The organism is Pseudomonas sp. GW822-FHT04C11 (genome assembly GCF_058800905.1).
The window spans coordinates 203,451-226,213 of sequence record NZ_JBXAMS010000002.1; the positions used below are offsets into that span (position 1 = coordinate 203,451).

Consider the following 22,763-nt stretch of genomic DNA (forward strand, 5'->3'; position numbering starts at 1 on the left):
CAATGAAACAGATCAGTTTCGCCTCCGCCAACGCGGGCATGTTGCTTTGGGCTGCGTTGGTTGCCGCCTCGTTTTTCGCCGCTGCCGAGGTCAGCCAATCCATCGACCCGATCCTGCTGACCGGCCTGCGGCTGCTGTTTTCGGCTTTGGCATTTCTGCCGATGCTGCTGCTCAACGGCGGCACCGCGATCACCGCCAAAGGCCTTGTCAGTCATGCCTGGCTCGGGCTGTTGCTGGCCGTGTATTTCGGCTCGTTATTTGAAGCGCTGCGCTACACCTCGGCGGTCAACACCGGAACCCTGTTTACCCTGGTGCCGTTGATGACGCTGTGCTTCGAGGCCTTCCTGATACCTGGCAACCGGTCGAAAAGCCGTCTGCTGCCGATGCTGATTGCGGCGGCCGGTGCGCTGCTGCTGATCCTCAAGGGCACAGGCCCCGGCGAAGTCCCTTCGCTCTACGCGGTGTCGGTGTTCGGGATTGGCTGCCTGGCGATGGCCCTCTATTCACCGTTGAGTCAGCGCTTCAAGGCCCACAGTCTCAAGGGTCGTGGGCCCGTGGTGATGACGTTCTGGAACATGCTCTTCGGCTCGCTGTTCCTGTTCGCGTTCAGCCTGGCCAATGGCGGCTGGCGATCCGGCGCCCTGTTGTCCGCCCACGACCTGTTCTGGCTGGTCTACCTGGCGCTGTTCGCGACCCTGGCAACCTTCTGGTTGCTGCACCGGGCGATCGGGGTGATTGCACCGTCCACGGTCATTTCCTACGTCTACCTCAGCACGTTGTTCATCACCTTGTTCCATTGGTTCTGGCTGGCGCAGCAACCGCTGATGCTGGAAGTCGTGGGTGCCTTGCTGGTGGCCATCGGGATGCTCGCGCTGGTGATGTCCAGTCGTCGCGCACTTACGGTAACTGCGTAAACACAGCGGCTGAAGGCTGAAGGTGCTCACCCGCCTTCGGCCCGGATTGCGACAGACGTCGCATTTGCTACAACTTCTGTCCCACACTTGTCCGTGAATAATCCTACGAACCATTCTCCTAGGACGATCGTTCCGCTAGCATCACTCGCACACGTTTGCGCACAACTTGCGCAACGAGCGGAGTGAGATAGTACGGATGCTGAACAGTAACTTGCTTAGAAAGCTCGACATGCAGGACCTCATGGTGTTCATCGCCGTGTATGAGCAAAGCAGCGTCACCGGTGTGTCTGAAGCGCTGTTTGTCAGCCAGTCCACGGTGAGTTACTGCCTGAAGAAACTGCGCACCAGTTTCGAGGACGAGTTGTTCATCAATACCCGCACCGGTATGCGTCCGACCTACAAGGCCGGCACCATGTACACACACGTGCAGAAGATTCTCGAAAGCATCAACCTGTGCCATGCCGGGGTTCAGGCGTTCGACCCGACGCAGCAAGCCGTGACCTTCAATATCTGTGCGCCGGAATACTTCGAGCAACTGATCCTGCCGCGGCTATTGAAAAACTTCGATTTCGCCGACCTGCCGGTGATCGTCAATGTGCACAAACTCGAAACCGACATACCCGCCGAAGAGCTGCGCGATGGCAGCCTCGACCTGGTGATCGGCTTCGGCCCGAACTTTCATCGCAGCCACACTGATTTCAGATCCCAGGTGTTGCTTGAGGACGATCTGGTGTGCGTTTTCGATAAACGGGCGACGCCGCTGGAGCCTCGCATCAGCCTCAAAGCCTACGTCGAGCGCCGACACGTGTTCCCCACGCCGTGGACGTCCACCACCAACATGGTCGACGGCTGGCTCGCCCAACAGGCGCACAAACGCCAGATCGTTGCACGCGCCAACAGCTACAGCGCTGCACTGAAGCTGATCACCGGGACCGACTTCATTCTGACCATGCCCCGGCGCATCCAGCACCTGCTGGCCAAAGACTCGGTCTTCAGCCATTGCGAGGCGCCGAACGGCGTACCAGGGTTCACCCTTGAGATGCAGTGGAGTCAAACCCACGAGCTGGACAGCGCCAACACCTGGCTTCGCGAGCAAGTGGTCAAGGCCTGCACAGAACAGGGTTTTATCTGAGGATCGGCGCGCAGGGTATCAGTGACTGATGGCAGTCTTAGCGTAGGAATCGCGATCGATATCCAGAATCTCGACGCATAGCTGCACATCAACACTGGCAGGCCATTCGCAGAGATCCTGCACCACCGCCAACAGGCTCTCGGACAATTGCTTCTTGATCGCGGGCGAGCGCCCGCTCAGCAATGCCAGCTTCACATGCACAAAACCACGCTCGCCCAACCCGGTGCCGACCCGGAATGCGTCGACCTGCACCGCACGGCTCTTGATATCGTACTCTGCGGAAAACTGCCCGGACGCCACTAATGCGTTGTTCAAGCGCAACAACGCCACATCGGCATTGAGGTTCGGCAGGTTGGCGGTGTACTCCATGTGCAGGTGAGGCATTGCGATGCTCCTTGAGGATTGAACGAAGGGCCGTAGATATACCATAGAGCGCCCCAGCCCTTCCCCGCGAAAACACCTGCGCGTCAATGCTCCTGCGCCGGTAGCGATTCACGCAGTACCCGCGTTTCCCACGCGGCTACCAGAATCATCACCGTGGTGGTCAGCCCTCCCAGTACCAACACTGAAAACAGCTGATTCAGCGCCGCAGGCAAAAGCGCGAGCAGCAGCGCCAGGCCCGCCAGATGAGACAGCGGCGGCAAAATCCGATCGGCCATGACCCACTTGAACAACGCACACCCCAGCAAGAACAGCCAGGGCCCGGCGACAATCACGAGGATCCCGGCATCGCTCGCCTGTTCCGGATGCACCAGCACCAGCTCATCGGCCACCGCGCTGACGATGATTCCGGCAACGATCAACACATGCAGATAGGTGTAGGCAATCCGCGCCTGCCGCCCAGGGTCGCTGGAATGGGCGATCCGGTGGTGAGCGCGCTCGGCGCCGCTGTCGAAATACACCCACCACATGGCCACGCTACCCAGCACGGCAATCAAAAAACCCGCCAGCGCCTGCCAGTTCAGCACCAGATCGGCGAACGTTGCGCCAGTCACCAGCAACGACTCGCCCAGGGCAATGATCACGAACAGACCACAGCGCTCGGCCATGTGATTGCCCTCGACGTTCCAGTCGGCCAGCGTTGAACGGCCGAGCCCCGGCACCCAGAAGTACAACGACGGCGAGATCAGTTCGATCAGTAATGCCAGCGCCCAACAGGCCAGGCGCTGATCGCCTTCAAGCAGCGCGCCGCTGATCCAGAACACCCCGGACAGCACCATCCACGCCAGGATTCGCTGGAAGTTACGGGTCATATTCAACGGCTCGCCACGCACCGCCCAGATCGCGAACAGCGTGCGGCCGACCTGCATGAAGACAAAGGCTGCGGCGAACATCACTCCATGCTCGGTAAAAGCCTTGGGAATCGACGACGACAGCAACAGGCCGGCGACCATCAAACCGAACAGGCCGAGGCGGATCGGCAACTTTTCGGGGTCCAGCCAGTTGGTCACCCAAGAGGTGAAGATCCACACCCACCACACCGCCACCATCATCAAGGCGACCTGCACCGCGCCACCTAGCGTCAGGTGCGCGAGCAAGGTGTGAGAAAGCTGGGTGACGGCGAACACGAACACCAGATCGAAAAACAGCTCGATCATGCCAACCTTGCCACTGTCTTGACTGCCGCGCCCACGCAACAGAGAACGGGAACTGCTCATGGGATGGATCTCCGGTCAGTCATCGGGAAAACACTGGCAGCAAAACAACACTATGTCGGGCAAGCAAGCCGCCGCCGGTTACCGTCCGAGCAATTTGTCGCTCTGTATCCCGGACACACCGCGCTCGCTCATGAAGGCTTCGAGCCGTGCACGCAGCCAACGTTCGGCGGGGTCGCTATCGACGTGGCTCAACCAGACCATGGACAGGTCCAGGGTCGGCGTCTTGAACGGGAACGGTTCCATGAACAACTGACCCGAGGCGGCCATCGCCGCTGCCGCGTAGTCTGGCAGGCTGGCAATCAGGTCGGTCCCCGCGAGCAGGGCCGGCAAGGCACTGTATTGCGGCACCGAGAGCACCACCTGGCGCTTGCGACCGATCTCGGCCAGCCACTCGTCGGCATAACCGCTGACATTGGCCGTGTGCGAAACCAGCACATGCGGCCGTGCACAGTACTCATCGAGGGTCAGCGGCGTATCGCAGGCATCGGCGCGCAGTATGCAGGGCTGAATGTGCCGCAACAGTTTGCGCTTGGCATTGGCCGGCAGGCCGCGGGTCTGGCTGATGCCGACCGTGATGTCACCGGACGCGAGCAAGTCCGGGATCCGCCAGTAATCGACATGCTGAACCACGAACACCACTTGCGGCGCTTCCTGGCGCAATGCGCGCAACAGCGGTGGCAGCAGGCCGAATTCGACGTCATCGGACAAACCGATGCGAAAGGTCATGGTGCTGCTGGCAGGTTCGAAGTGGTGGGTCAGGCTCAACGCCGAGGACAACGCATCCAGCGCCGGCGAGAGGTGTTGAATCAGTTCCTCGGCCCGCGCCGTTGGCTCCATGCGGTGGCCGACCCGGATAAACAGCGGATCGTTGAACATCGCCCGCAAACGGTTGAGTGCCGAGCTGATGGTCGGTTGCCCGAGAAACAGCTTCTCCGCCACTCGCGTCACGTTGCGTTCGAGCATCAGCGTCTCGAATACCACCATCAAATTGATGTCGGCCTTACGCAGTTCATTGCGGTTCATCAGCTGCTCCCGGCTCTCAATACTTAGGCCAGTTTAGAAAGGCCGGGGGGACGGCGTCTATCGGTATGAGCGCTGCATGTGAACCAGAGGCTGCGGCGACTTACTGTACGGTCAACGACTTCACCCCCAGGCCCATCACGCGCTGATCTTCCCCAAGTCCCAGCTGTTTCGGGCTGATCGCGTCGGGTAACTGCACATGAATCCGCATCAGCGTGTCCCTGGCGATGGCTTCGTGGATGGCCGCAGTCAGGGGGATTTCGATGCGATTGTCCTGAAGCTGGGTCAGGTGTGTCGAAACGGCTTGTACGCCGTTGATGGTAAAAACCACGTCCTGACCAAGATGCATCGGTAGCACAAAGGCCAGCGCCTCGATCACGATGGATTGAGCCTGAGGTTGAACCCGAAGCACGATCTCAGCCTCCTCTCCCTCGGACCATGTGCCCCAGGTTTCCGGGGTAGACCAGCCATGGGCCAGATGAGGGGTCTTGTAGTTGAACCGTTGTTGCTGCCCGAGTTTGATCAACGGCACTGACTGCATCGAACGCCCTTCGTCCACGACCGGAAGGCATTCAGCACATTGCTTCCAGCCCGGCGCAAGCACCACCAAGCCGTCAATGCGGGCCAGCAGATCGGTATCGCTGTTGACGCTTTTCACTGCGTCAAGCATGGCACTTTCGTCGAGGATATACAGCGAATCACGGTCGAACTGCCCAGTCTTGAGCATTTGTCCGGCTTTTTGCTGAGCGTGCTCAAGCGCCGTAGAACTCATACGCCCCAGATAAGCCGTATCGGTTTTCAGACCATGAGTAGCCGCGTAGGTGGCTAACGGGAGCCAGGTCTGCGACTGGTTCTGCGGCGGTAAAGAACGAATATTCGCGTAGTGGGCGGCGGCGCTGGACCAGAACGGGTCATGCAATGCTGTTGACCATTCGGAGGTAGGCGTCATCATCCTCGCGTACCGTAAACCCACCCATCCGTTGCGGGTATCAACGACCTGAACAACCAGTGCCAATGCCAGCAAACACAGCGCGGTGCGCGGCCGGTTACCACGCACCACCAGGAAAATGACGGCAAACACGATGGCATAGAACACCGGCCAGAACATCCGCCCCGACGCCCGAAAGATATTCGCCAGCTTGATGATTTTTTCCGGCAATGGGTAATGAACACTGAGCAGGCCGACACCGATCTCGTTCGAGAGCGCAAACAGCGTCAGCCCAATCAACGCCAACAGCAGAACCGGCAAACGGCGCACCGCACTGCCAAAGTCAGTTGTACGTCGCAGCAGTACGACGCAGGCGCAGATCGCCAGCACCAGCGTCCCCAACCCGAGGTAGTTGAAACCCTCGTAGTCGCCGCTGGCCTCGGGCAAGTCCGGCAAGATCAACGACCAGCCGCTGGAGTCGATCGGTGCCAGCAGATTCATGCGGTACAAGCCAAAACCACCGGAAGCCATACCATCCGCGATACTGAAATAGCCCGCCTGCCAGCAGCACAGACTCACCAGCAAAAACAGCAAGACCACCTCGATGAATGCAGTGCATCGAGTCAACTGGCCTTTGAGGGTTCGGCCGGCAACATCGGCTACCCAGATCAAAGCCACCATGGCCAGCAGATAAGCGTGGATCATCGCCGTCGCCGCCAACAGCGCTCCCCAGGCCACCCGGCGCTTCTGCACGCCCGGGTGCAGGGCCAGATAGAGCGCGGCCAGAATCAGAAAATGCCCGGCCAGGGACAAATGCCCCCCCATGCGCAAGAACATCGGCGGCGAAAACAGAAACAGGCCTGACCCCAGCACCCTGAGCGCAACACTGGGCGTAACCAGCCCCAGCAACTTCCAGGCAAACCAGGCTTGCAGAACAAAACATGCCAGCAGCCAAATACCGAAATACTGGAACGTCTCGGGAAGGATTGAGTTGAAGGGTTTGAACAGCAGCGCCAACAGCGGATTGGAATCGGAAAAAATGATCGCACTGCCCAGTTCCAACCCATAGGACGGGTTAAGTCCGAGCGGAAAAGTCCAGGGAGAATGTCGAAAGAACGTCCAGCCCAAGTAATGGGTCGCCGGATCGCCGCTTTCCAGCCAGGCAATGTTTTGCGGGTCCAGGGCCCGTGGCCCGATCACCATGAAAAATGCCACCACGCCCATTAACAGGGGCAATAACCCGATCGCCCAATGCTTGCCCGAAACCTTCATCGATACGTCCAGAAGTTATGCAATACAAACGTAAAGGCCGGAATGGTCAGCGCCACCGCCCCTATCCCCAGCAAGTAATGAAGCCCGGCCATTTGTGCGGCCCAGGCCACCAGCATCGCCAGTAGTAAACCGGCCCCGGAAACCATCATGAAGCGCGCCAGCGTCCGGCCATGCAATCGGCTGGAAAAACTCCAGCTCGTGTTGATCACATAAGAAACCAGGGTCGCCACAGAAAACGCTACACCGTTGGCCACGGGTGGCAGCGCCAGCACGTAGTTGATGAGCAACACGGCCACCACCGCATGCAGGGCCGTTACGAATAACCCGGTCACGGCAAAACGCAGGCCACGCTTGATCAGGGCTGATTTTTCGGCTGAGGTCACGGTTTCTGCGCCAGCACGAACACCGTCAGACCCGCCAGGCGGTTCGCGCCCATGAACGGACGTTCGATACTGCACAAGGTCTTGAGCAGCGTATTGACCAATGGATGGTGCTGCTTGAGTTGCGAGCGTGGCGGCGAAGGCTGTGCGCCTTGGGACAGCAACCGCAGGGTCGCTGCAATCGGGAACACCGCGCCGAAATAATAAGCCCCCTTCTTCACTATCAAACCGGAGTCCCTGGCCACTGCTTCCATTTGCGCCAAGGTATAGCGCCGTTTGTGTTCAAGAAAGTCATCGTGCCCACTCCAGAGAAACTGGAACGCCGGCACGGTTATCAGGAAACGACTCCCGGACGGGACTTTATCGACGTACGCCTTGAGTAACCCGACATCGTCATCGACATGTTCCAGCACATCCATCAGCAGCACCAGATCGGCATCAACCGAGTCGATCGAACGGCGATAGTGCACCGGTTTCCCGGCGGTCGTGGCATCCGAATCCGCTTCGTAGCTGATGTCCACGCACCAGGCCTCGGTGGCTGCCGTATGGGTCAGCAGATGATGGGAAAAGAACCCCGAACCCGCACCTACGTCAAGAATCCTGTCGACCCGCGCATTGCCCAGCAAACGAGTCGTCGCCGCCGCTTTCGAGCGGTAATACCAATGCTGCTCGATGCTTGAACCGAGGATGTCGGTTTCCTTGAGATCCATGGTCAGTCCTTGGCGTTATGGACGCGACGCACCAGAAAAACCGGGCGGCGTTTTGATTCGATGTAGGTTCTGCCCAGGTACTCACCCAGCACCCCGATACCGATCAATTGCAGCCCCCCCAGAAAGGTGACGGCAACCATCAGCGAGGCGTAGCCCGGGACATCGATCCCGGTCAACAACGTCCGCAGCACAATGAAAGTGGCAAATGAAAAAGAAACCACCGACACCAACAGCCCCAGATACGTCCAGACCTTGAGCGGGTCGGTGCTGAAACTGGTGATGCCTTCCAGCGCGAAATTCCACAAGCGCCAGCCATTGAATTTGCTTTCCCCCGCCACCCGCTCCGGACGCTCGTAATCGACATGGGTCGTCCGAAACCCGACCCAGGCGAACAAGCCCTTCATGAAACGCCGTGACTCCGGCAAGGTCTGCAAGGCATCGATCACGCAGCGGTCCATGAGCCGAAAATCACCGACATTTTTCGGCAGCGGCTGATCAGAGATTTTGTTGTGCAGGTGATAAAACCAGTTGGCGGAGGTTTGCTTGGCCCAAGAGTCGTTGTGACGACTCACGCGATGGCCCAGCACCACTTCATAGCCTTCACGCCAGCGGGCGATCATCTGGAGGACAACTTCGGGAGGGTCCTGGAGATCGACATCGATGGGCACTACCACCTGGCCAGTGGCAGTCTGCAAGCCCGCGGTCAACGCCGCTTCCTTGCCGAAATTGCGACTCAGATCGACGATTCGCACGCGGGGGTCAGTCTTCTGGCGCTCCAGAAGCAGCTCCAGCGTGGTGTCGGTACTGCCGTCATTGACGAACACCATCTCCAGACCGACCAGCGCCTCATCCTTGAAGACGTCAGTGATCCGCGCCATGAACAAATCGATGGTGGCAGCTTCATTAAAGACCGGAATGACGAGCGATAGCGCCACATGCTCGCCCCAATGCGTTCCATGCTGATGAGTCACTGATTGCTCTTTTTATAGTGATTTTTCTGCTATCCGAGGTCGCCGGCTAATCTCCAGCGCCATGAGCTGCGTGACATTAAGCAGGAGCGTGGGAGGTGATGCAAGGGCGAAACTGCGGCGATTTTGGCCATTCATTTACCCCCCCTTTCGCCACCTGGCGGATGACCTGATTCAGCAGACGCCAAAGCTGCGAAGCTGCTCGATGTGCCTGAGCAGCTTCGTTTCCACACACCAACAGGTACAGCCTAGATTTCCTTCACCGACGTTTCGTTGTGGACGCTTTTGATCAACCCGATCACGTGCAGGCAATCCGCCTTGTTGACGTACGACTCGCCGCTGGCAACCGTCTCATGATTGGCCGCCCTTAAACGCCAGCGCCATTGGCCCTTCCCGGTAAGCGGGGTGCCTCGTGACTGCCTGTAGATCTCAAAGTACATGGTTCGCTCCTTGCGACTGCTGATAACGACAGACTCCTGGTCTGTGCAGGCAGAGTAGACGAGTGATTCAAGATTTAACGGCGATCAAAAGTAAGCAGACATTACCCAAAATACCCTCCACCCCAACGAAAGCCAACAGACACTGAGGCCAGTTAAAAGGCTGACTGAACAGTGTCATTTTTCAGGAAATCGTACTTATTTTTCATACAGAGCCTAGGCCGCATTCATCCCGACCTGCTGGAAAAAAGCACGGAACAAACAGGATCGTTCCGTCTTTGCACCACCCCCATACCTGTTTGCTGCGACCGCTATACGCCCGATGATGAGCACCCTGGGTGGATATACCTCAAAAAAGTCGCTTTTTTGTTCATCACCCGCCAAGGGATAGTCCTGTCATCTCATCGATTTCAGGAAATACCCCATGCCGTCTCTATAAGCACGGGGAACAGTGCGCCAAAGCCGAAGAGGTCAAACGCATCAATCAACTCCTCAAGAGCCTGCCGAGCGCCGAGGATAATTGACCAGCCCACCCGTCTCGGTCGACCACATCAGAGCGCCAGGGCCAGAGTATCGGCCTTGGCGCTATTAATGTTCCGGCACTGCTCGCGAATGATGTCGGTCATCAGCCGGACTTCCGGGTTGAACCTGTACTCTTCCAGGAATCCCATATACATCGGCACGTTGCATTCGCGTTGATGACACAGTGGTACCAGGCGCAACTGACCGCTCGCCAGCTTGTCGCTGACCATGTGTTCAGGCAACCAGGCAAAACCCAGACCGCGTTCGACAAACGTCAGCGCGGTGCTCAGGTTGCTTACGGTCCAGCACTGGGACGCGCCGGACCAACTGCTGTTCTGGGAGTTGCGGATAGCCGAATCGCTAACCACGATTTGCCGGTAGTCTTTCATGTCAGCCAGGCTCAGCTCGCCATTGAAATGGGCCAGAGAGTGATCAGACGCCACGACACACAGCAGTGAAACGTTGAGCAGGAACTCCTGGATATAGCCCTCCGGCAGACTACTGGCGATGCCCAACTCGACCTTGCCGTTTTCCAGCAATTCGTATGCGCCGGACACGGCCGTTTCGTGAAGCCGGACATGGTACCCCTGCAAAACCGAAGAAAAGCGTGACAGCGCTTGCTCCAGCACGTTGGCGGGAAACAGCATGTCGACCGCCAGCGAGTGTTCGATACACAACCCCGGCTGGTACTGAATGGCCAGTCGCTCAAGCTTTTTCGCCGAGCCCAGCAGATGCTTGGCCTGAGGCAACAGGGCCTGGCCCAGAGGTGTCAATACGGCCTTGCGCCCCTCGATCAGGAACAGTTCCTGACCCAGCAGGGTTTCCATGCGGTTGACCGAATGGCTGACGGCCGACTGTGACTTGAACATATACTCGCCGGCCTGCTGGAAACCTCCACACTCGACTGTAGAAACAAAAGCCTGCCACTGGTCGAGACTGATCCTGGAAAACATTCGAACCTCCATGTCCGTATCGGGTAAAAACCACCGCTACTGCGGCTCGGCGTTTTACCACAAAAAAACCTCTCGCCCTACACCATCGATACCGCGATTGCCCTCATGCCTCACATGAAGATTCTGAATGAATAGCGACTAATTAATTCATTTAAAACAATCAAGCCGCTCATGATAAAACGCCACGCCAAGCAGGACGCTATCTCATTAATCCATCGGAAGGATTCGCTACTCGCTGACACGTCAAACCACGCCCCTATCTTCCGTTCAGAAAAAACCGCACATCCCCTTGTGGCCTTTTCTGCGGAGGCGTGTGGCAGCCTGAAAATTCGTCACAACTGAATAAAAACACTATAAAAATCAATCCAATAACTTGATTAAACCACGCTATTACATAGGGCATGGATAAGCCGCCTGTTGCCGTAACAACAGGAGGCTTTAGCACTGTTGTACCAAAACAACCCGTCTATCGATCCACGCAGAAAAGAAAGGAAAACTTGCATGCGTACTCAAGTAGCCAAACGCAACACCCTACTCTGGAAGTCCGCCGTTGACTTTGTTAAACGTCGGTATATGAAAGCCTTTAACGCCATCATCGAGCCATCTCCCGAGTACTTTTTAATCGTATTCGATAACAATGACTCCATTCAGTCGTGTGCCGGTTTCAGTTTCGCCAAGTCAGGCCCTCTATTGTCCGAGTGTTATCTGGACTCACCGTCCGAGGAGACGCTGTCGCGCATCACCAACACCCGGATTGAACGCGACAGCATCGTCGAAATCGGCAATACCGCATCGATCAATTCGGCTGCCGGCCAGACCCTGTTCAACATGCTCTCAATGGTGACCTGGTGCATGGGCGCACGCTACGTGCTGTGCACCTGCACACCGCAATTGATCAAATCGATGGGCTACTGCAACGTCAAGGTCAACAAGATCTGCGATGCCGACCCGCAACGCATGACCCCACAAGCGGAAGTCGAATGGGGCTCCTACTACGAGCAGACGCCCATCACCGGCTACATCAAGCTGGGCGATATGAAGCGTCACTATCACGAGACCGTCCTCAAGACCGTTTTCCGACTCGACGTGCAGAGCGAGCAAGCAGCATGACGCATTTCGTCGAAGACTTGCTGGCCCAGGCCCAACGCACACCGGATGCCGTGTGCGTCGTCGATATTCCTGCGGCAGACGGCACGGGTGGGCGGCGCCTGACCTACACCCAGGTGCTGGAGCATGCCCGGCAGCTGGGGCAACACATGAACCGTCAGTTCACCGACGAAAAGCGCACCATCGGCATCGTCATGCGCAACAGCAGCGACTGGGTCATCGCCGACTTCGCCTGCCTGCTCTTCGGCTTCACCTCCTTGCCGCTGCCGTTGGGCTTCAGCAAGTACCAGGCCGAACACCTGGCCTTCGAATGCTCGGGCTTCCTGGTCGATGACAAAGGCCGGGAGACGTTGGAAAAGCGCTGGGAAATCGACCTGAACGCCAGCCGCCTGATCCATGTGCCCAGCGCACTCGAGACCCCGGCTCCGGTGCCGACGGGCCCGAGCTTCATCGACAGCGCCGATGCCGAATGGACCTGCAAAGTCATCCACACCTCCGGCACCACCAGCAAGCCCAAAGGCGTGAAGCAAAGCCTGGGCGGCCTGAGCGCCGTGCTGCAATCGCTACTCGGCGTGGTCCCGGCCAGCTATCAAGAGCGCTACCTGTCGGTGGTGCCGCTGAGCCTGTTGATCGAACAGGTCACGGCGGTCTACCTGCCGCTGCTGTCCGGCGGCACGGTGTACTTCCTCGACGAGCACACGCCGTTGATCGGCGAAGCGGGCTTCGACACCTCGGCGATTCTGGCGCAACTGCTCAAAACCCGGGCAAGCGCGGTGACCGTACCGCCGATCATGCTCGACGTGCTCCTTGAAGTGGCCGAGCAAAACACCGACACGGAGCTGCTGTCGTTGCTGCGCAACGAGTTGTACATCACCGCCGGTGGCGCTCCGATCAGCAGCGAAAAACTGCAGCGCCTGAGCGCGCAGGGTATTCAGGTTCATCAAGGTTACGGATTGAGCGAGAACGGTTCGGTGGTGAGCGTCAACACCCCGGCCAACAGCAAGCTGGGCAGCGTTGGCAAACCCCTGCCGCACGTCCAGGTCCGGATGACGGATCAGCAACGGGTAGAAATCAAAAGCAGCTCGATGTTCCAGGGCTACTCGTGGGTCGATCCGAGCGCCTGCTCCTTCACCGAGGATGGCTGGCTGCGCACCGGTGATATCGGCGAGTTCGATGACCAGGGTTTCCTGTTCATCACCGGACGCGAGAAAAATATCATCTGCCTGCCCAACGGCCGCAATGTTTCTCCGGAACAAATCGAGCTGGAGTTCAAAGAGCAAGCCGGCGTGAACGATGCGCTGATGTTCATGACCACGGACGGTCAATTGGCGATCGTGCTCAGCGTCGGACCGCAATTCGATCACCAGCACACCCGGGACTGGGCGCAACAGCGCTTCTCGGAAGTCGAACTGCCGCAGGCCATCTGGCCACTGGCGCCGGACGCCCCGCAGCTGCAAAGCCTCTATGCCCTCAATGGCCCGGCCCGTAGAGCGCACGCCACCGACCTGCATCGTCAGACATGTACTCACTAAAGGATTAGCGACATGACTCAATCTACTTATCAGGCGAGTGTCATCACCGATCGCGCGTATGCCTTGAGCGCCGACACTGCGGCGGTTTTCGAAGAGCTTTCGAACGCCGGCGTGATTATCTTCCGCAACTGCATCCAGTCGCTGGACGAGTTCGGTGCCTTCGTGAAAAAACACAGTTCGCGCCTGAGCCTGGACCCGGGTCGCGTGATCGCCAAAGGCGTCGCACAACTGGTCGACGCCGGCACCGACGCCGTGGGCCTGCACTGCGAAAACGGCAACGCGCCGATCTGGCCTGACCTGACCTGGTTCTTCTGCGAGATCGCCCCCACCAAAGGTTCGCAAACCACCTTGTGCGATGGGGTGAAGGTCTACCAGGAACTCAGCGAAGAGGCCCGTCAGCGCTTCGAGAGCAGCCGCATCCGCTACCGCCGCACGGTGACGGGCGAAAAGTGGCGCAAGATCGTCAGCTACTACAAACCGGAAATCCAGCAGCTGGAAGACGCCAGCTTCGAGCACCTGAGCGAGATCATCGGCCAGGACCCCAACACCCGGATGGAGTACAACCCAAGCACCGATTGCGTGGCCTACGCCTACAGTGTCCCGGCGTGCCAGACCTCCAGTTTCTGTGAGCACCCAGCCTTCGCCAACAGCATTCTCGGGCCGTCCTTCAACTACGAAAAACCGGTGATCGACTTCGAGAACGGCGAAGAGATTCCCGCCGATCTGCTGGCGGAAATCATCGCGGTCACCGAACGCAATACGCATACCGTGGGCTGGCAGGACCTGGACCTGGTGATGATCGACAACCGTCGGGTGATGCACGGCCGGCAAGCGATCATCGATGACCAGCGTCGCATTTTCAATGCGCTGAGCTATCGGTAATGGCCGCCATGACGAATCATCCAGAGCAAACCTGGGCCGTCGAAGGCCAGTACGAAAGCTTCATCGACAACCGCGGCCATCAACTGATTGACCTCAGTGGCGGGTTCGGCCTGCAAGTGCCCGAAGTGGTGCAGGCCGTGAGTCGGCAGGTCGATAAAATCGGCCTGTCCAACCGTGTCCTGCTGTCCGCGCCGTTGATCGAGTTGTGCAAGCAACTCAGCGAGTTCATGCCCGAAGGACTGGAGAACTCGTACGTCTGCAACTCTGGCGACGAGGCGTTTGAAGGTGCACTGAAACTCGCGCGTTCGATCAACCCCCATCGGCGCACAGTGATCGCCGTGGGGGGCGTGGCGTACGGTTCATTGTCTTACGGGCGCTACCTGAGCGCCCCTGGGCTTTATCCAGAGTCCGGGGAGTTTCTGGGGATCAAGGTGGTGCACGTCGACTCCGTGCACGACCTGCCGGACATGGCGATCTGGCAGGACTGTTTTGCCCTGTGCTACGGCCCGTTGCGCACGGCCGCCAACGGGCTGCTGGAAGCGATCGACCCGATGCTGATCGCCAGTCTGGAACGGATCGCCAACAGCCAGCGAATTGTGACCCTGTTCAATGACGTCGACACCTGCCTGGGCAGCGTCGGGCATCTGCTGTCGCAGAACCTGTCCGGTGCGCGCCCGGACATCGTCGTCCTGGGCAAAAGCCTGGGCGGCGGCTGCATCCCCATCGGCACCTACACCTGCAGTCATGCGCTGGCCTACAAGGCCTACGGCAAAGCCACACCGGCCAAACACGGGAGCACCACGGCGGGTAACCCGCCATCGTGCATCGCGGCACAGACTGCCCTGCGCTACGCGCAGGAACAGCGGCTGGACCAGCGCAGTCTCGACAACGGCAAGGCGCTGGCCAGCGAACTGGCCGACCTCAACGCAAGGGCCATCGGTGGCATCGTCAAAGTTCCGCTGGCCAGCACCGAGCAAGCCCTCGAGGCGCAACGGGCGCTGTACGCCGCCGGTGTGCATATTCGCCGGCCAAGCGGGCGCGAACTGCTCTTGCGTTGCCCATTGGTCGCGCGCACGGAGCGCGTGGTCGACGCCGCACACCTGATAAAAAGGACTTTGCAATATGCTGCTTAACCGCCTGGTGGATGACTGCTACAAACACTGGACGCCCTCGGCGGCCAAGCTTTATCGCATTGCCAATACCGGCATCGAACGCTCCGCCGAAGGGGCGATCGTTACCGACCATCGCGGCAAGCACTTCATCGATTGTGCGTGCAGCTATGGAATATTCCTGGTCGGTCACCAGAACCCTCAGGTCAAGTACGCCAGCCAGCGTCAGCTGAACCGGATGGCCTGGCAGCCCGAGGGGCTGACCCACAATTCGCAGCACCAACTGAGCGAGACCCTCAAGCGTCTGGCTCCCGGCGAGTGGGGCGATGTGCGCTACACCATGACCGGTGCCGAAGCCATCGAGCAAACCTTGCGCTATGCGCTCAAACGCCAGTTGCCGCGCAAACGGATCGTGGTCATGCGCAATGCCTACCATGGCAAAACCCTGACCACTATGGCGATCCTCGGCCAGCAGTACCAAAGCAACCAGCATGGCCTGAACCGCGTGATGGTCGACTTCATTCCCTACGGCGACTTCGCCGCCCTGGAACACGCCATCACCGACCAGGTGGCGGCGGTCTACATCGAGCCGATCCTCGGCGGTGCCCACCTGACGTTGCCCGAAGCCGGCTACAACACGCGGATCCGCGAGTTGTGCAGCGCCCACGGCTGCCTGATGATCGCCGATGAAATCCAGACGGCGTTCGGTCGCTGCGGCAAATGGTTCGGCGTCGATTACGACAACGTGGTGCCTGACATCATGGTGCTGTCCAAGGGCTTGACTGGCGGCTACGCAGCCATCGCGGCGGTGATGTACAGCCGCGCCTTGATCGACCGGCAGCCACTCGACCCTCTTGAAGATCAGGTCTGCGGCCAGGGCGGTTTGCCCTATGCCTGCGAAACGGCCCTGGCCGCAATTCATGCGATTGAAGAAGGCCAACTGATCGAAAAATCCCAGGCTGCCAGCACACAGTTGTGTCAGGGATTGCAGCTACTGGCCGAAGCCTACCCGCAGATCATCAGCGACGCGCCAGCGATTGGCCTGATGACCGGTTTACGCCTCAAGGGCGCGGTGTGGGAAAACCTGATCAGCATGGAACTGAGCAAACGCGGGGTTCACTCAGGGCACTCGTTGAACGAAAAAGCCTCGGCGCCGGTGTTGCGTTTCTATCCACCGCTGACCATCAGCACCGCGCAAGTGAGCCAGGTCCTCAAGGCCCTGGAAGAATCCCTCGAGGCCGTCGCCAGCAAGCCGCGCTGGCTGCTCAAACTGATGACGCCGATCATCCGCAATCTCTACCGCATCCCCTACGCCATGACCCCACGGAGCGCAGACCGATGATTCGCGAGGACGATCTTTCCCGGTAGTTCGGCAAGCGCCTGGAGGCCGCCTTGCCAAAATGGCAGGCGGTGATCCCGCTCAGTAACCCTCCCCCACTGACATCGTTGCCGGGGTCATCCCCGGCAGCACGATCAGTTGGCCCTGGTGTGCCGCAAATGAGTATCTCGAGGGCACTTCAGACCGGAGTAATGCGGTAAGCACAACGGCGGGCATTCATCAGAATGTGCTCCACACGCTCAACCCTGGCTTGCAGAACCTGCTCGAACACATCCAGTTCGGCACGGCAGAAACCCTGACACGCGGTCGCCGCCGCGCAGATCGGACAATGGTTTTCGATCAGCACAAAGGCCCCATCCGGTTGCTCACTCCACTCGGCCATGTAGCCCTCGCGGGCCCGCAGGGCCGCGAGGCGCTTGACCCGTTCCTGAAGGGTCTCGGCACTGGCCAGCTCTTGCAGGTACAAGGTGCGACTCTGCTGCTCGCGAACGTCGATCAGACGATCGATGGCCTCGGGCCCGAAGGTCTCGCGCACGGTCTGCAAGAGCTGCACGGTCAGCTCCGAATGGGTATCGGGAAACCGCGCATGGCCGGCCGCCGTCAGACGCCAGACCTGCGACGGGCGCCCGACGCCTCGGGCCTCGGACTGAGCCTCCACCAGGCCACTGGCGGCCAGTTTGACGAACTGCTGGCGCGCCGCTTCCCCCGTGGTGCCCATCGCGCGTCCGGCATCGGCCGCCAGTTGCGGGCCGCGGGTCTTGAGCATGTGAAGCAGTCGGTCGGCAGCCGACATCGACACGTCATCCTGGTTTTCCAAGTGTTTACTTGACAAACAACAGCCCTCGCAGCTTCAATATTTAAAGAATTAACTTGGTAAATCTAACCCAAGCCTTGAAAGCAGGCAATTGACTCTCGCAATCCGCCGGGTCGCGAGTCACAGCAGGAGGTTGTATGTCTACACAAGGAAGCAGCTGGAGCGATTTACTCTCCGGAAAAAACGCCGCGCGATCCATCGCACTGTCAGGAGGCGTTACGCTGCACGCGATCAATATCTACATCGCTACGACTATCCTGCCCTCCGTGGTCAAGGAAATCGGCGGGCTCGACCTGTACGCCTGGAACACCACACTGTTCGTCGTCGCATCCATCCTCGGCTCCGCGCTCACGGCCAAAATCCTGCAACGCACAGGGCCACGCGTTTCCTATGCGATAGCCTCGTTATTTTTCCTCGCTGGCAGCCTCATTTGTGCCCTGGCACCGAGCATGCCAGTGATGTTGGTCGGTCGCGCGGTGCAAGGCCTGGGCGGCGGCTTGATGTTCGCCCTGTGCTACTCGATGATTCAGCTGGTGTTCGAAGAGCGCCTCTGGCCCCGGGCCATGGCCCTGGTCTCGGGCATGTGGGGGATCGCCACGCTGATCGGCCCGGCCATCGGCGGCATCTTTGCGGAAATGGATGCCTGGCGTTTAGCCTTTGGCACGCTGGTGCCGGTGACGCTGGCGTACATCCTGCTGACCAGCAGCGTATTGCCCAAACGTGACATGAATCAACCGCCCGTGGGCCGCTTGCCCTTGCTGCAACTGTTCCTGCTGGCTGCGGCGGTGCTCTCGGTATGCATCGGCAGCGCTTCGTCGCTTCCGACCTGGAACCTGCTGGGCATAGGCCTCTGCCTGCTGCTGGTGTTCTTCCTGGTTCGTCATGAATCCAGCACCCTGACACGCCTGCTGCCCAAGGATGCCTTGCGGCTCAACACCCCACTCTGTGCGCTGTACGCGACCATGGGGTTGTTGGTGGTTGGCATGACCAGCGAAATCTTCGTGCCGTACTTCCTGCAAACCCTGCACGGGCAGACGCCGCTGATTTCCGGCTACCTGGCGGCCCTCATGGCGGCTGGCTGGACGCTGTCCGAAGTGATGAGCTCCGGCTGGCGCGAGCGTGGCGTGCGCCGCGCAATCATCAGTGGCCCGGTGTTCGTACTGGTCGGACTGATCATCCTGGCCGTCGCCATACCGTTCGACAGTGGTGGAGACTGGGCGCTGCTCACCCCGATCTGCATTGCCTTGACCCTGGTGGGATTCGGCATCGGTATCGGCTGGCCACACCTGCTGACCCGAGTCCTGCAAGTGGCCTCGGCCGAAGACCAGGACTCGGCGGCTTCATCCATCACCACCGTACAACTGTTCGCCACCGCACTCGGCGCGGCACTGGCCGGGATGATCGCCAACATGGCCGGACTCAACGACCCGAGCAACATGCAAGGCACTGCCAACGCCGCACGCTGGCTGTTTGCGCTGTTTACCATTGCACCGATTCTGGCGCTGGTGACTGCGGTGCGGTCGGCGCGGATTCGGCCGGGGCTTGCAGCGGTTTGAATCGGGTCGCGCTTCAATAAAAAACCCGGCATTACCCGCCATTCTGTTCACTTAAGCCGGAGACCAGAGCTTTTTTATTTCAAACTCTACGGTGAAAACCAAGTAAAACGCCGCTTTCTCATGTCGAGACAAGCGGCGTTTTCATCATTCGCCATCACCAACACTGGATGTCATGGCGTCATGCTTCCGGGCTTATCAGCGCACCGACTCGATGCGCCACTTCCACAGACCTACCGGACTGTTCTCGAGAACATGAACGAACTGTCCATAGTCGGCGAGGTACCAGGACAGATCGGTCCAATCCAGCCCGCGGGCTTTCATCTTGGTGCAATTGAGGAGCTTGGCCGAGCCCAGCAGAGTCGGATGCAAGGCGCTGGCAGGTTGTTCGCGGACGATCTGGCAGGTCACAGTCCTGGGTTCACTGGTCTTGTGCGAAGGGCTGCCGTCAGCGTTGGCAGGCTCTGCCCGGGTTTCGATATAGCTGACCTGGGTCTTGAGCGGCAAGTTGCGCCAGTCACCCTGAAAGCTCAGGTCGACCAGGGGCCGCGAATCCGCCACTTCCTTGCCGGTTTCTTTGTCGATGTTGTGGCTGGCCAGATCGAACAAGCCACGGAAGGTCAGGTTGATCGCAGGCGGGAGCACAAAGTCCACTGGCTGCACCAGAGTTTGCCCCGAGGCGCTGTCGGTGCTGATGAAGACCTCCTTGGAGAAGTCGCCAAGTTTAGTCCCGTTAAACATCACCATGTCATAGCGATATCCCAGGTGGCGCAGGGGCCTGGCCGGCGCGGGCAGGTCCAGGGCCTGGATGGCCGCTACGACTGACGGTGCAACCGTCGGCGTGCTGATGACCGGCGGCAAGGTTTGGCGTGCGTTGAAGACAGGCAACCTGGCCAGCTCCGCTTGCGGCAGGCAAGCGGCCTTGAACACGCGTTGCCGGTCGGCCGAAGCCTGCATCAGCGGTTGCGGCACAGCCTGCCTTTCGACTTTGCCGCTGGAGACTTCGTGCGAGCCATCGATCATGAACTGGCTTAGTGCAGTGACCGTTTGCTGCTTGCAGTCCAAGGCCAGTCGCTCCTGGCTCTGAGCTATCAGCGCGGCTCCGTCGCTGGCAATAAGGTAGTGCCGATAATCGCGGCCGGCCCAGACATACAGTAGTCCGCCTTCCTGTTGCAGGCTATTGCGGTCAAGCATCAGCCAATCCTGATCCTCGGCTAATTCCAGCATCCGCCAATCGGGCGTGGGACGTTGTGTGCATACCTGTTGCAACTGCGCACTGTGCTGCAACTGCTGACTTTGCTCCGCCGGCAAAGCAGTGCTGGTCATTGGCTGGTCGGTAAACGCGCTCAAACCGTTACGGGTGGGATAGAACATGCTGTTCGGACCCTGCTTGCAGGACGCATTGAACCTGGCATAGATCGCAGAGTTGCCCACTCGCGTGACCAAGTAGGTCACCTTGTCGCCTTCGCGCACAATGGAGTGCTCCAGGACGGGCAACGTGAGGGCCTCATTGAAGACGGCCAGGCCCGGGTGCACCTTGGGTTCCTGCGGGATCGGCCTGGAGCTGCAACCGGTCAGACTCAGGGCCAGCAGCGAGAAGCCCAACACAACCGGGTGGCGGAAAAAGGTAGAGCTGGCGTCCATGCGGATACGGTCCTTGAAAATTAGGGGCGGGTGAAAGATAAAAATCTTGTTGATAGTTCGGCACATTTTTTTCGCCCATCACCGATGGGTATCTGAAATTGCACGTACTGCTCGACACGGCCGGTTATCGAATCCGGGCCGTTACGCAGATTCTGGAAAATCTCGCGATGCGCGGCGACATCACCACCGACTCAGTGATCCTCAGCGACTTCGCGCAGCTCTGCTGCATTCCTCTACGCGATGGCTGCGACTTGCTCGATGTGATTGCACGACGTCTGGATGCGCAGCCGTCGCCCGCAAGCGAACGCGCCAAGCAATAACCTCAAAAAAGAAAAAGCCCCCCCTAACTTTTCAGCTACGGGGGCTTTTTATAGGTATGGCGCAGAGATAGGGATTCGCCCCCAAAATAACGGGGACAAATGCTTTCTTACTGGGCCAGCGACACCTGACCAGCGCCGAGCTTCAACCCGGCCAGGCGCTTGAGCAGTTCATTGATGTTCTCCCGTGCCGAGCCTTCGTTCGCCAGTCGCAGGCGTTTCACACCGAAGAACGAGTCGCCGACGCCGGCGGTGAAGGGAGCCTTGACCTTGTCGGTCCAGATCACCCGGCCCGTGGCATTCTCTACCAGGCTGTATTCAACCATCGAAGTGACGGTGAAGTTCAGGCCGATCAGCGGCTGGTCGAGGCTTACCAGATTGGCGCGCAGGGCGTAGTTTGCCTTGCTGTTCTTACCCAGCAGGCCAGCGTTGCTCAACGATTGCTCGAGCGCCGAACGGAAGTCCGCGCTTTCGATCTGCGAAGTCCACAGCGGGTTGGTCGTGCTGCCGCCGCCGACACTGTCGACTTTCATGTTGTCGCGAAGCGCAACGTCATAGGTTTGTGCTTGCGCGGGATTGACCTGCATATTCTCGACCTTGGCTGATGAAGCACAGCCAGTGAGAACGAGGGCAAACAGGGAGATAGAAAGCAAACGGAGCATGGTCGATCCTTGATGTCCAAAAAGGGGCGAGTAACGGTAAACGTCGTATCAGGGTCTGCGAATGAAGGCCGGAGTGTCGGCGGCTGTCCCTGAAAACGCGAGGAGGATAATAGAGTTGAGTTAATGGCTCAATGATATCATCACAAGAAATGCGCCTTGGAAGGGAAGCGGTCAATGAAAGGGGGGATATTTTCAGCGCTCGCTTATCCAACGCCAAAATACTCGATACTTTTTCCAAGAGCTTGAACCCGGGCCTTTACGCAGATTCTGGAAAACCTCGCGATGCGTGGCGACATCACCATCGACTCGGTGATCCTCAGCGACTTCGCGTAGCGGTGCTGCATTCCTCTACGCAACGGCTGCGATTGACTCGATGTGATTGCTCGACGGGGACACCTTCCAGCTCAAACCATTCAGTCCCAAAGAGGGGAGTGAATCAAATTTCAGCTCTGGTTTGTAGCCGTTTCCTAAGCACACCCAATTGTTACCGAACGTCCCGGCGCGACGTAACTCCACGCTCAAGTAACAGCCGTCACGCCTTCGCAAAACCTCCCGAAAAAATCGCCTCCGGCCAAACCCTTGCCCCAAAAGCGTTCCAGTCAAACCCTGTGCTTTATTGAACAGCGATCCAACAAGTTGGCCGCTTGATTGCATATTCTTGTATGTACAAGTAAACGTGTGTGCACAAGAGTCGCGGGAACCTCTTCACCTCCACCGCCTTGCTTGTAGAGCAAGGCCGCGCACAACAAAGACGTGTGCATCGGCAACCGCGTCGTGATTCTCAAGGACGGCCGATTGATTCAGATTGGTGCGCCGAAAGGGATCCTTGACTCGTCTGCTGACGAATAGGTTGATCGCTTCGTTCAGCGTCCTGCCGCACCTGCTTGAAATGAGTTTTTCCGAACGACGT

At 58.9% G+C, this 22,763-nt stretch carries 21 protein-coding genes and 2 pseudogenes; 11 read left to right on the top strand and 12 right to left on the bottom strand.

Annotated features, from left to right (window positions below):
* Window positions 1-2: 2 nt before the first annotated feature.
* Window positions 3-914 carry a DMT family transporter gene (locus AC1RJ3_RS03660; protein WP_347929243.1) on the top strand — a complete coding sequence of 304 codons (912 nt, stop codon included), beginning with the start codon at window positions 3-5 and terminating at the stop codon, window positions 912-914.
* Between the two features lie 196 nt (window positions 915-1,110).
* Window positions 1,111-2,046, top strand: coding sequence for a LysR family transcriptional regulator (locus AC1RJ3_RS03665; protein WP_054596141.1), 936 nt, complete (start codon window positions 1,111-1,113; stop codon window positions 2,044-2,046).
* A gap of 18 nt (window positions 2,047-2,064) precedes the next feature.
* On the opposite strand, the gene AC1RJ3_RS03670 is transcribed toward AC1RJ3_RS03665, so the two are convergent.
* From AC1RJ3_RS03670 to AC1RJ3_RS03710, 9 genes are all read right to left on the bottom strand, one after another.
* Complete coding sequence (locus AC1RJ3_RS03670) at window positions 2,065-2,430, bottom strand: 5-carboxymethyl-2-hydroxymuconate Delta-isomerase (RefSeq protein WP_347929242.1); 366 nt, start codon at window positions 2,428-2,430, stop codon at window positions 2,065-2,067.
* Window positions 2,431-2,513: 83 nt separating this feature from the next.
* Complete coding sequence (locus AC1RJ3_RS03675) at window positions 2,514-3,704, bottom strand: low temperature requirement protein A (protein WP_347929241.1); 1,191 nt, start codon at window positions 3,702-3,704, stop codon at window positions 2,514-2,516.
* A 78-nt stretch (window positions 3,705-3,782) separates the two neighbouring features.
* Window positions 3,783-4,727: a LysR substrate-binding domain-containing protein gene (locus AC1RJ3_RS03680; protein WP_054596138.1), complete on the bottom strand. Its 945-nt coding sequence runs from the start codon at window positions 4,725-4,727 to the stop codon at window positions 3,783-3,785.
* A gap of 100 nt (window positions 4,728-4,827) precedes the next feature.
* A complete protein-coding gene (locus tag AC1RJ3_RS03685) occupies window positions 4,828-6,924 on the bottom strand; it encodes a DUF6311 domain-containing protein (RefSeq protein ID WP_347929240.1) in 2,097 nt (698 codons plus the stop codon).
* Window positions 6,921-7,307, bottom strand: a complete 387-nt coding sequence (locus tag AC1RJ3_RS03690) for a GtrA family protein (RefSeq protein ID WP_103316206.1) — start codon at window positions 7,305-7,307, stop codon at window positions 6,921-6,923. The genes AC1RJ3_RS03685 and AC1RJ3_RS03690 overlap by 4 nt, the downstream gene beginning before the upstream one ends.
* Entirely contained in the window at window positions 7,304-8,014 is a 711-nt protein-coding gene (locus AC1RJ3_RS03695; RefSeq protein ID WP_347929239.1) for a class I SAM-dependent methyltransferase, read from the bottom strand. Before AC1RJ3_RS03695 ends, AC1RJ3_RS03690 begins: the two co-directional genes overlap by 4 nt.
* Before the next feature lie 2 nt (window positions 8,015-8,016).
* Window positions 8,017-8,985, bottom strand: a complete 969-nt coding sequence (locus AC1RJ3_RS03700; RefSeq protein WP_054596134.1) for a glycosyltransferase family 2 protein — start codon at window positions 8,983-8,985, stop codon at window positions 8,017-8,019.
* A gap of 245 nt (window positions 8,986-9,230) precedes the next feature.
* Window positions 9,231-9,422: a YegP family protein gene (locus AC1RJ3_RS03705; protein ID WP_054596133.1), complete on the bottom strand. Its 192-nt coding sequence runs from the start codon at window positions 9,420-9,422 to the stop codon at window positions 9,231-9,233.
* Window positions 9,423-9,970: 548 nt separating this feature from the next.
* Complete coding sequence (locus tag AC1RJ3_RS03710; RefSeq protein ID WP_347929238.1) at window positions 9,971-10,894, bottom strand: LysR family transcriptional regulator; 924 nt, start codon at window positions 10,892-10,894, stop codon at window positions 9,971-9,973.
* Between the two features lie 501 nt (window positions 10,895-11,395).
* Between AC1RJ3_RS03710 and AC1RJ3_RS03715 the strand changes: the two genes are divergently transcribed.
* From AC1RJ3_RS03715 to AC1RJ3_RS03735, 5 genes are read left to right on the top strand one after another with little or no spacing between them, the layout of a single operon-like run.
* Window positions 11,396-12,004 (top strand): thermostable hemolysin, encoded by a 609-nt coding sequence (locus AC1RJ3_RS03715; RefSeq protein WP_054596131.1) that lies wholly within the window; start codon window positions 11,396-11,398, stop codon window positions 12,002-12,004.
* Window positions 12,001-13,533: an AMP-binding protein gene (locus AC1RJ3_RS03720; protein WP_493077519.1), complete on the top strand. Its 1,533-nt coding sequence runs from the start codon at window positions 12,001-12,003 to the stop codon at window positions 13,531-13,533. The genes AC1RJ3_RS03715 and AC1RJ3_RS03720 overlap by 4 nt, the downstream gene beginning before the upstream one ends.
* Window positions 13,534-13,545: 12 nt before the next feature.
* The gene (locus tag AC1RJ3_RS03725; protein ID WP_347929236.1) at window positions 13,546-14,415 is read left to right on the top strand and encodes a TauD/TfdA family dioxygenase; all 870 of its coding nucleotides are present in this window, start codon (window positions 13,546-13,548) and stop codon (window positions 14,413-14,415) included.
* Window positions 14,416-14,423: 8 nt separating this feature from the next.
* Window positions 14,424-15,548, top strand: coding sequence for an aminotransferase class III-fold pyridoxal phosphate-dependent enzyme (locus AC1RJ3_RS03730; protein WP_493077521.1), 1,125 nt, complete (start codon window positions 14,424-14,426; stop codon window positions 15,546-15,548).
* A complete protein-coding gene (locus AC1RJ3_RS03735; RefSeq protein WP_347929234.1) occupies window positions 15,538-16,866 on the top strand; it encodes an aspartate aminotransferase family protein in 1,329 nt (442 codons plus the stop codon). The genes AC1RJ3_RS03730 and AC1RJ3_RS03735 overlap by 11 nt, the downstream gene beginning before the upstream one ends.
* Before the next feature lie 175 nt (window positions 16,867-17,041).
* Here AC1RJ3_RS03735 and AC1RJ3_RS03740 read toward each other — a convergent pair whose 3' ends face one another.
* Complete coding sequence (locus AC1RJ3_RS03740; RefSeq protein WP_203226127.1) at window positions 17,042-17,656, bottom strand: helix-turn-helix transcriptional regulator; 615 nt, start codon at window positions 17,654-17,656, stop codon at window positions 17,042-17,044.
* Between the two features lie 158 nt (window positions 17,657-17,814).
* Between AC1RJ3_RS03740 and AC1RJ3_RS03745 the strand changes: the two genes are divergently transcribed.
* Window positions 17,815-19,233, top strand: a complete 1,419-nt coding sequence (locus tag AC1RJ3_RS03745; RefSeq protein ID WP_347929233.1) for an MFS transporter — start codon at window positions 17,815-17,817, stop codon at window positions 19,231-19,233.
* 195 nt (window positions 19,234-19,428) lie between these two features.
* On the opposite strand, the gene AC1RJ3_RS03750 is transcribed toward AC1RJ3_RS03745, so the two are convergent.
* On the bottom strand, window positions 19,429-20,874 hold the full coding sequence (locus AC1RJ3_RS03750; protein WP_493077524.1) for a hypothetical protein: 1,446 nt from the start codon (window positions 20,872-20,874) through the stop codon (window positions 19,429-19,431).
* A gap of 77 nt (window positions 20,875-20,951) precedes the next feature.
* Here AC1RJ3_RS03750 and AC1RJ3_RS03755 point away from each other — a divergent pair, with 77 nt between their 5' ends.
* Complete coding sequence (locus tag AC1RJ3_RS03755) at window positions 20,952-21,194, top strand: short-chain dehydrogenase (RefSeq protein ID WP_493077848.1); 243 nt, start codon at window positions 20,952-20,954, stop codon at window positions 21,192-21,194.
* Between the two features lie 107 nt (window positions 21,195-21,301).
* Here AC1RJ3_RS03755 and AC1RJ3_RS03760 read toward each other — a convergent pair whose 3' ends face one another.
* Window positions 21,302-21,853: a hypothetical protein gene (locus tag AC1RJ3_RS03760; protein WP_081013753.1), complete on the bottom strand. Its 552-nt coding sequence runs from the start codon at window positions 21,851-21,853 to the stop codon at window positions 21,302-21,304.
* A gap of 249 nt (window positions 21,854-22,102) precedes the next feature.
* Between AC1RJ3_RS03760 and AC1RJ3_RS03765 the strand changes: the two are divergent.
* A pseudogene (locus AC1RJ3_RS03765) lies at window positions 22,103-22,183 on the top strand (short-chain dehydrogenase); the annotation flags it as partial.
* A 423-nt stretch (window positions 22,184-22,606) separates the two neighbouring features.
* Window positions 22,607-22,702 (top strand): annotated as a pseudogene (locus tag AC1RJ3_RS03770) (glycine betaine/L-proline ABC transporter ATP-binding protein); the annotation flags it as partial.
* Between the last annotated feature and the right edge of the window lie 61 nt (window positions 22,703-22,763).

Excerpts from the sequence above, each read along its gene's own strand:
- AC1RJ3_RS03660 (WP_347929243.1), top strand. The coding sequence starts at position 3 with ATGAAACAGATCAGTTTCGCCTCCGCCAACGCGGGCATGTTGCTTTGG.
- AC1RJ3_RS03665 (WP_054596141.1), top strand. The coding sequence starts at position 1,111 with ATGCTGAACAGTAACTTGCTTAGAAAGCTCGACATGCAGGACCTCATG.
- AC1RJ3_RS03670 (WP_347929242.1), bottom strand. The coding sequence starts at position 2,430 with ATGCCTCACCTGCACATGGAGTACACCGCCAACCTGCCGAACCTCAAT.
- AC1RJ3_RS03675 (WP_347929241.1), bottom strand. The coding sequence starts at position 3,704 with ATGAGCAGTTCCCGTTCTCTGTTGCGTGGGCGCGGCAGTCAAGACAGT.
- AC1RJ3_RS03680 (WP_054596138.1), bottom strand. The coding sequence starts at position 4,727 with ATGAACCGCAATGAACTGCGTAAGGCCGACATCAATTTGATGGTGGTA.
- AC1RJ3_RS03685 (WP_347929240.1), bottom strand. The coding sequence starts at position 6,924 with ATGAAGGTTTCGGGCAAGCATTGGGCGATCGGGTTATTGCCCCTGTTA.
- AC1RJ3_RS03695 (WP_347929239.1), bottom strand. The coding sequence starts at position 8,014 with ATGGATCTCAAGGAAACCGACATCCTCGGTTCAAGCATCGAGCAGCAT.
- AC1RJ3_RS03705 (WP_054596133.1), bottom strand. The coding sequence starts at position 9,422 with ATGTACTTTGAGATCTACAGGCAGTCACGAGGCACCCCGCTTACCGGG.
- AC1RJ3_RS03710 (WP_347929238.1), bottom strand. The coding sequence starts at position 10,894 with ATGTTTTCCAGGATCAGTCTCGACCAGTGGCAGGCTTTTGTTTCTACA.
- AC1RJ3_RS03715 (WP_054596131.1), top strand. The coding sequence starts at position 11,396 with ATGCGTACTCAAGTAGCCAAACGCAACACCCTACTCTGGAAGTCCGCC.
- AC1RJ3_RS03720 (WP_493077519.1), top strand. The coding sequence starts at position 12,001 with ATGACGCATTTCGTCGAAGACTTGCTGGCCCAGGCCCAACGCACACCG.
- AC1RJ3_RS03725 (WP_347929236.1), top strand. The coding sequence starts at position 13,546 with ATGACTCAATCTACTTATCAGGCGAGTGTCATCACCGATCGCGCGTAT.
- AC1RJ3_RS03730 (WP_493077521.1), top strand. The coding sequence starts at position 14,424 with ATGACGAATCATCCAGAGCAAACCTGGGCCGTCGAAGGCCAGTACGAA.
- AC1RJ3_RS03735 (WP_347929234.1), top strand. The coding sequence starts at position 15,538 with ATGCTGCTTAACCGCCTGGTGGATGACTGCTACAAACACTGGACGCCC.
- AC1RJ3_RS03740 (WP_203226127.1), bottom strand. The coding sequence starts at position 17,656 with ATGTCGGCTGCCGACCGACTGCTTCACATGCTCAAGACCCGCGGCCCG.
- AC1RJ3_RS03745 (WP_347929233.1), top strand. The coding sequence starts at position 17,815 with ATGTCTACACAAGGAAGCAGCTGGAGCGATTTACTCTCCGGAAAAAAC.
- AC1RJ3_RS03750 (WP_493077524.1), bottom strand. The coding sequence starts at position 20,874 with ATGGACGCCAGCTCTACCTTTTTCCGCCACCCGGTTGTGTTGGGCTTC.
- AC1RJ3_RS03760 (WP_081013753.1), bottom strand. The coding sequence starts at position 21,853 with ATGCTCCGTTTGCTTTCTATCTCCCTGTTTGCCCTCGTTCTCACTGGC.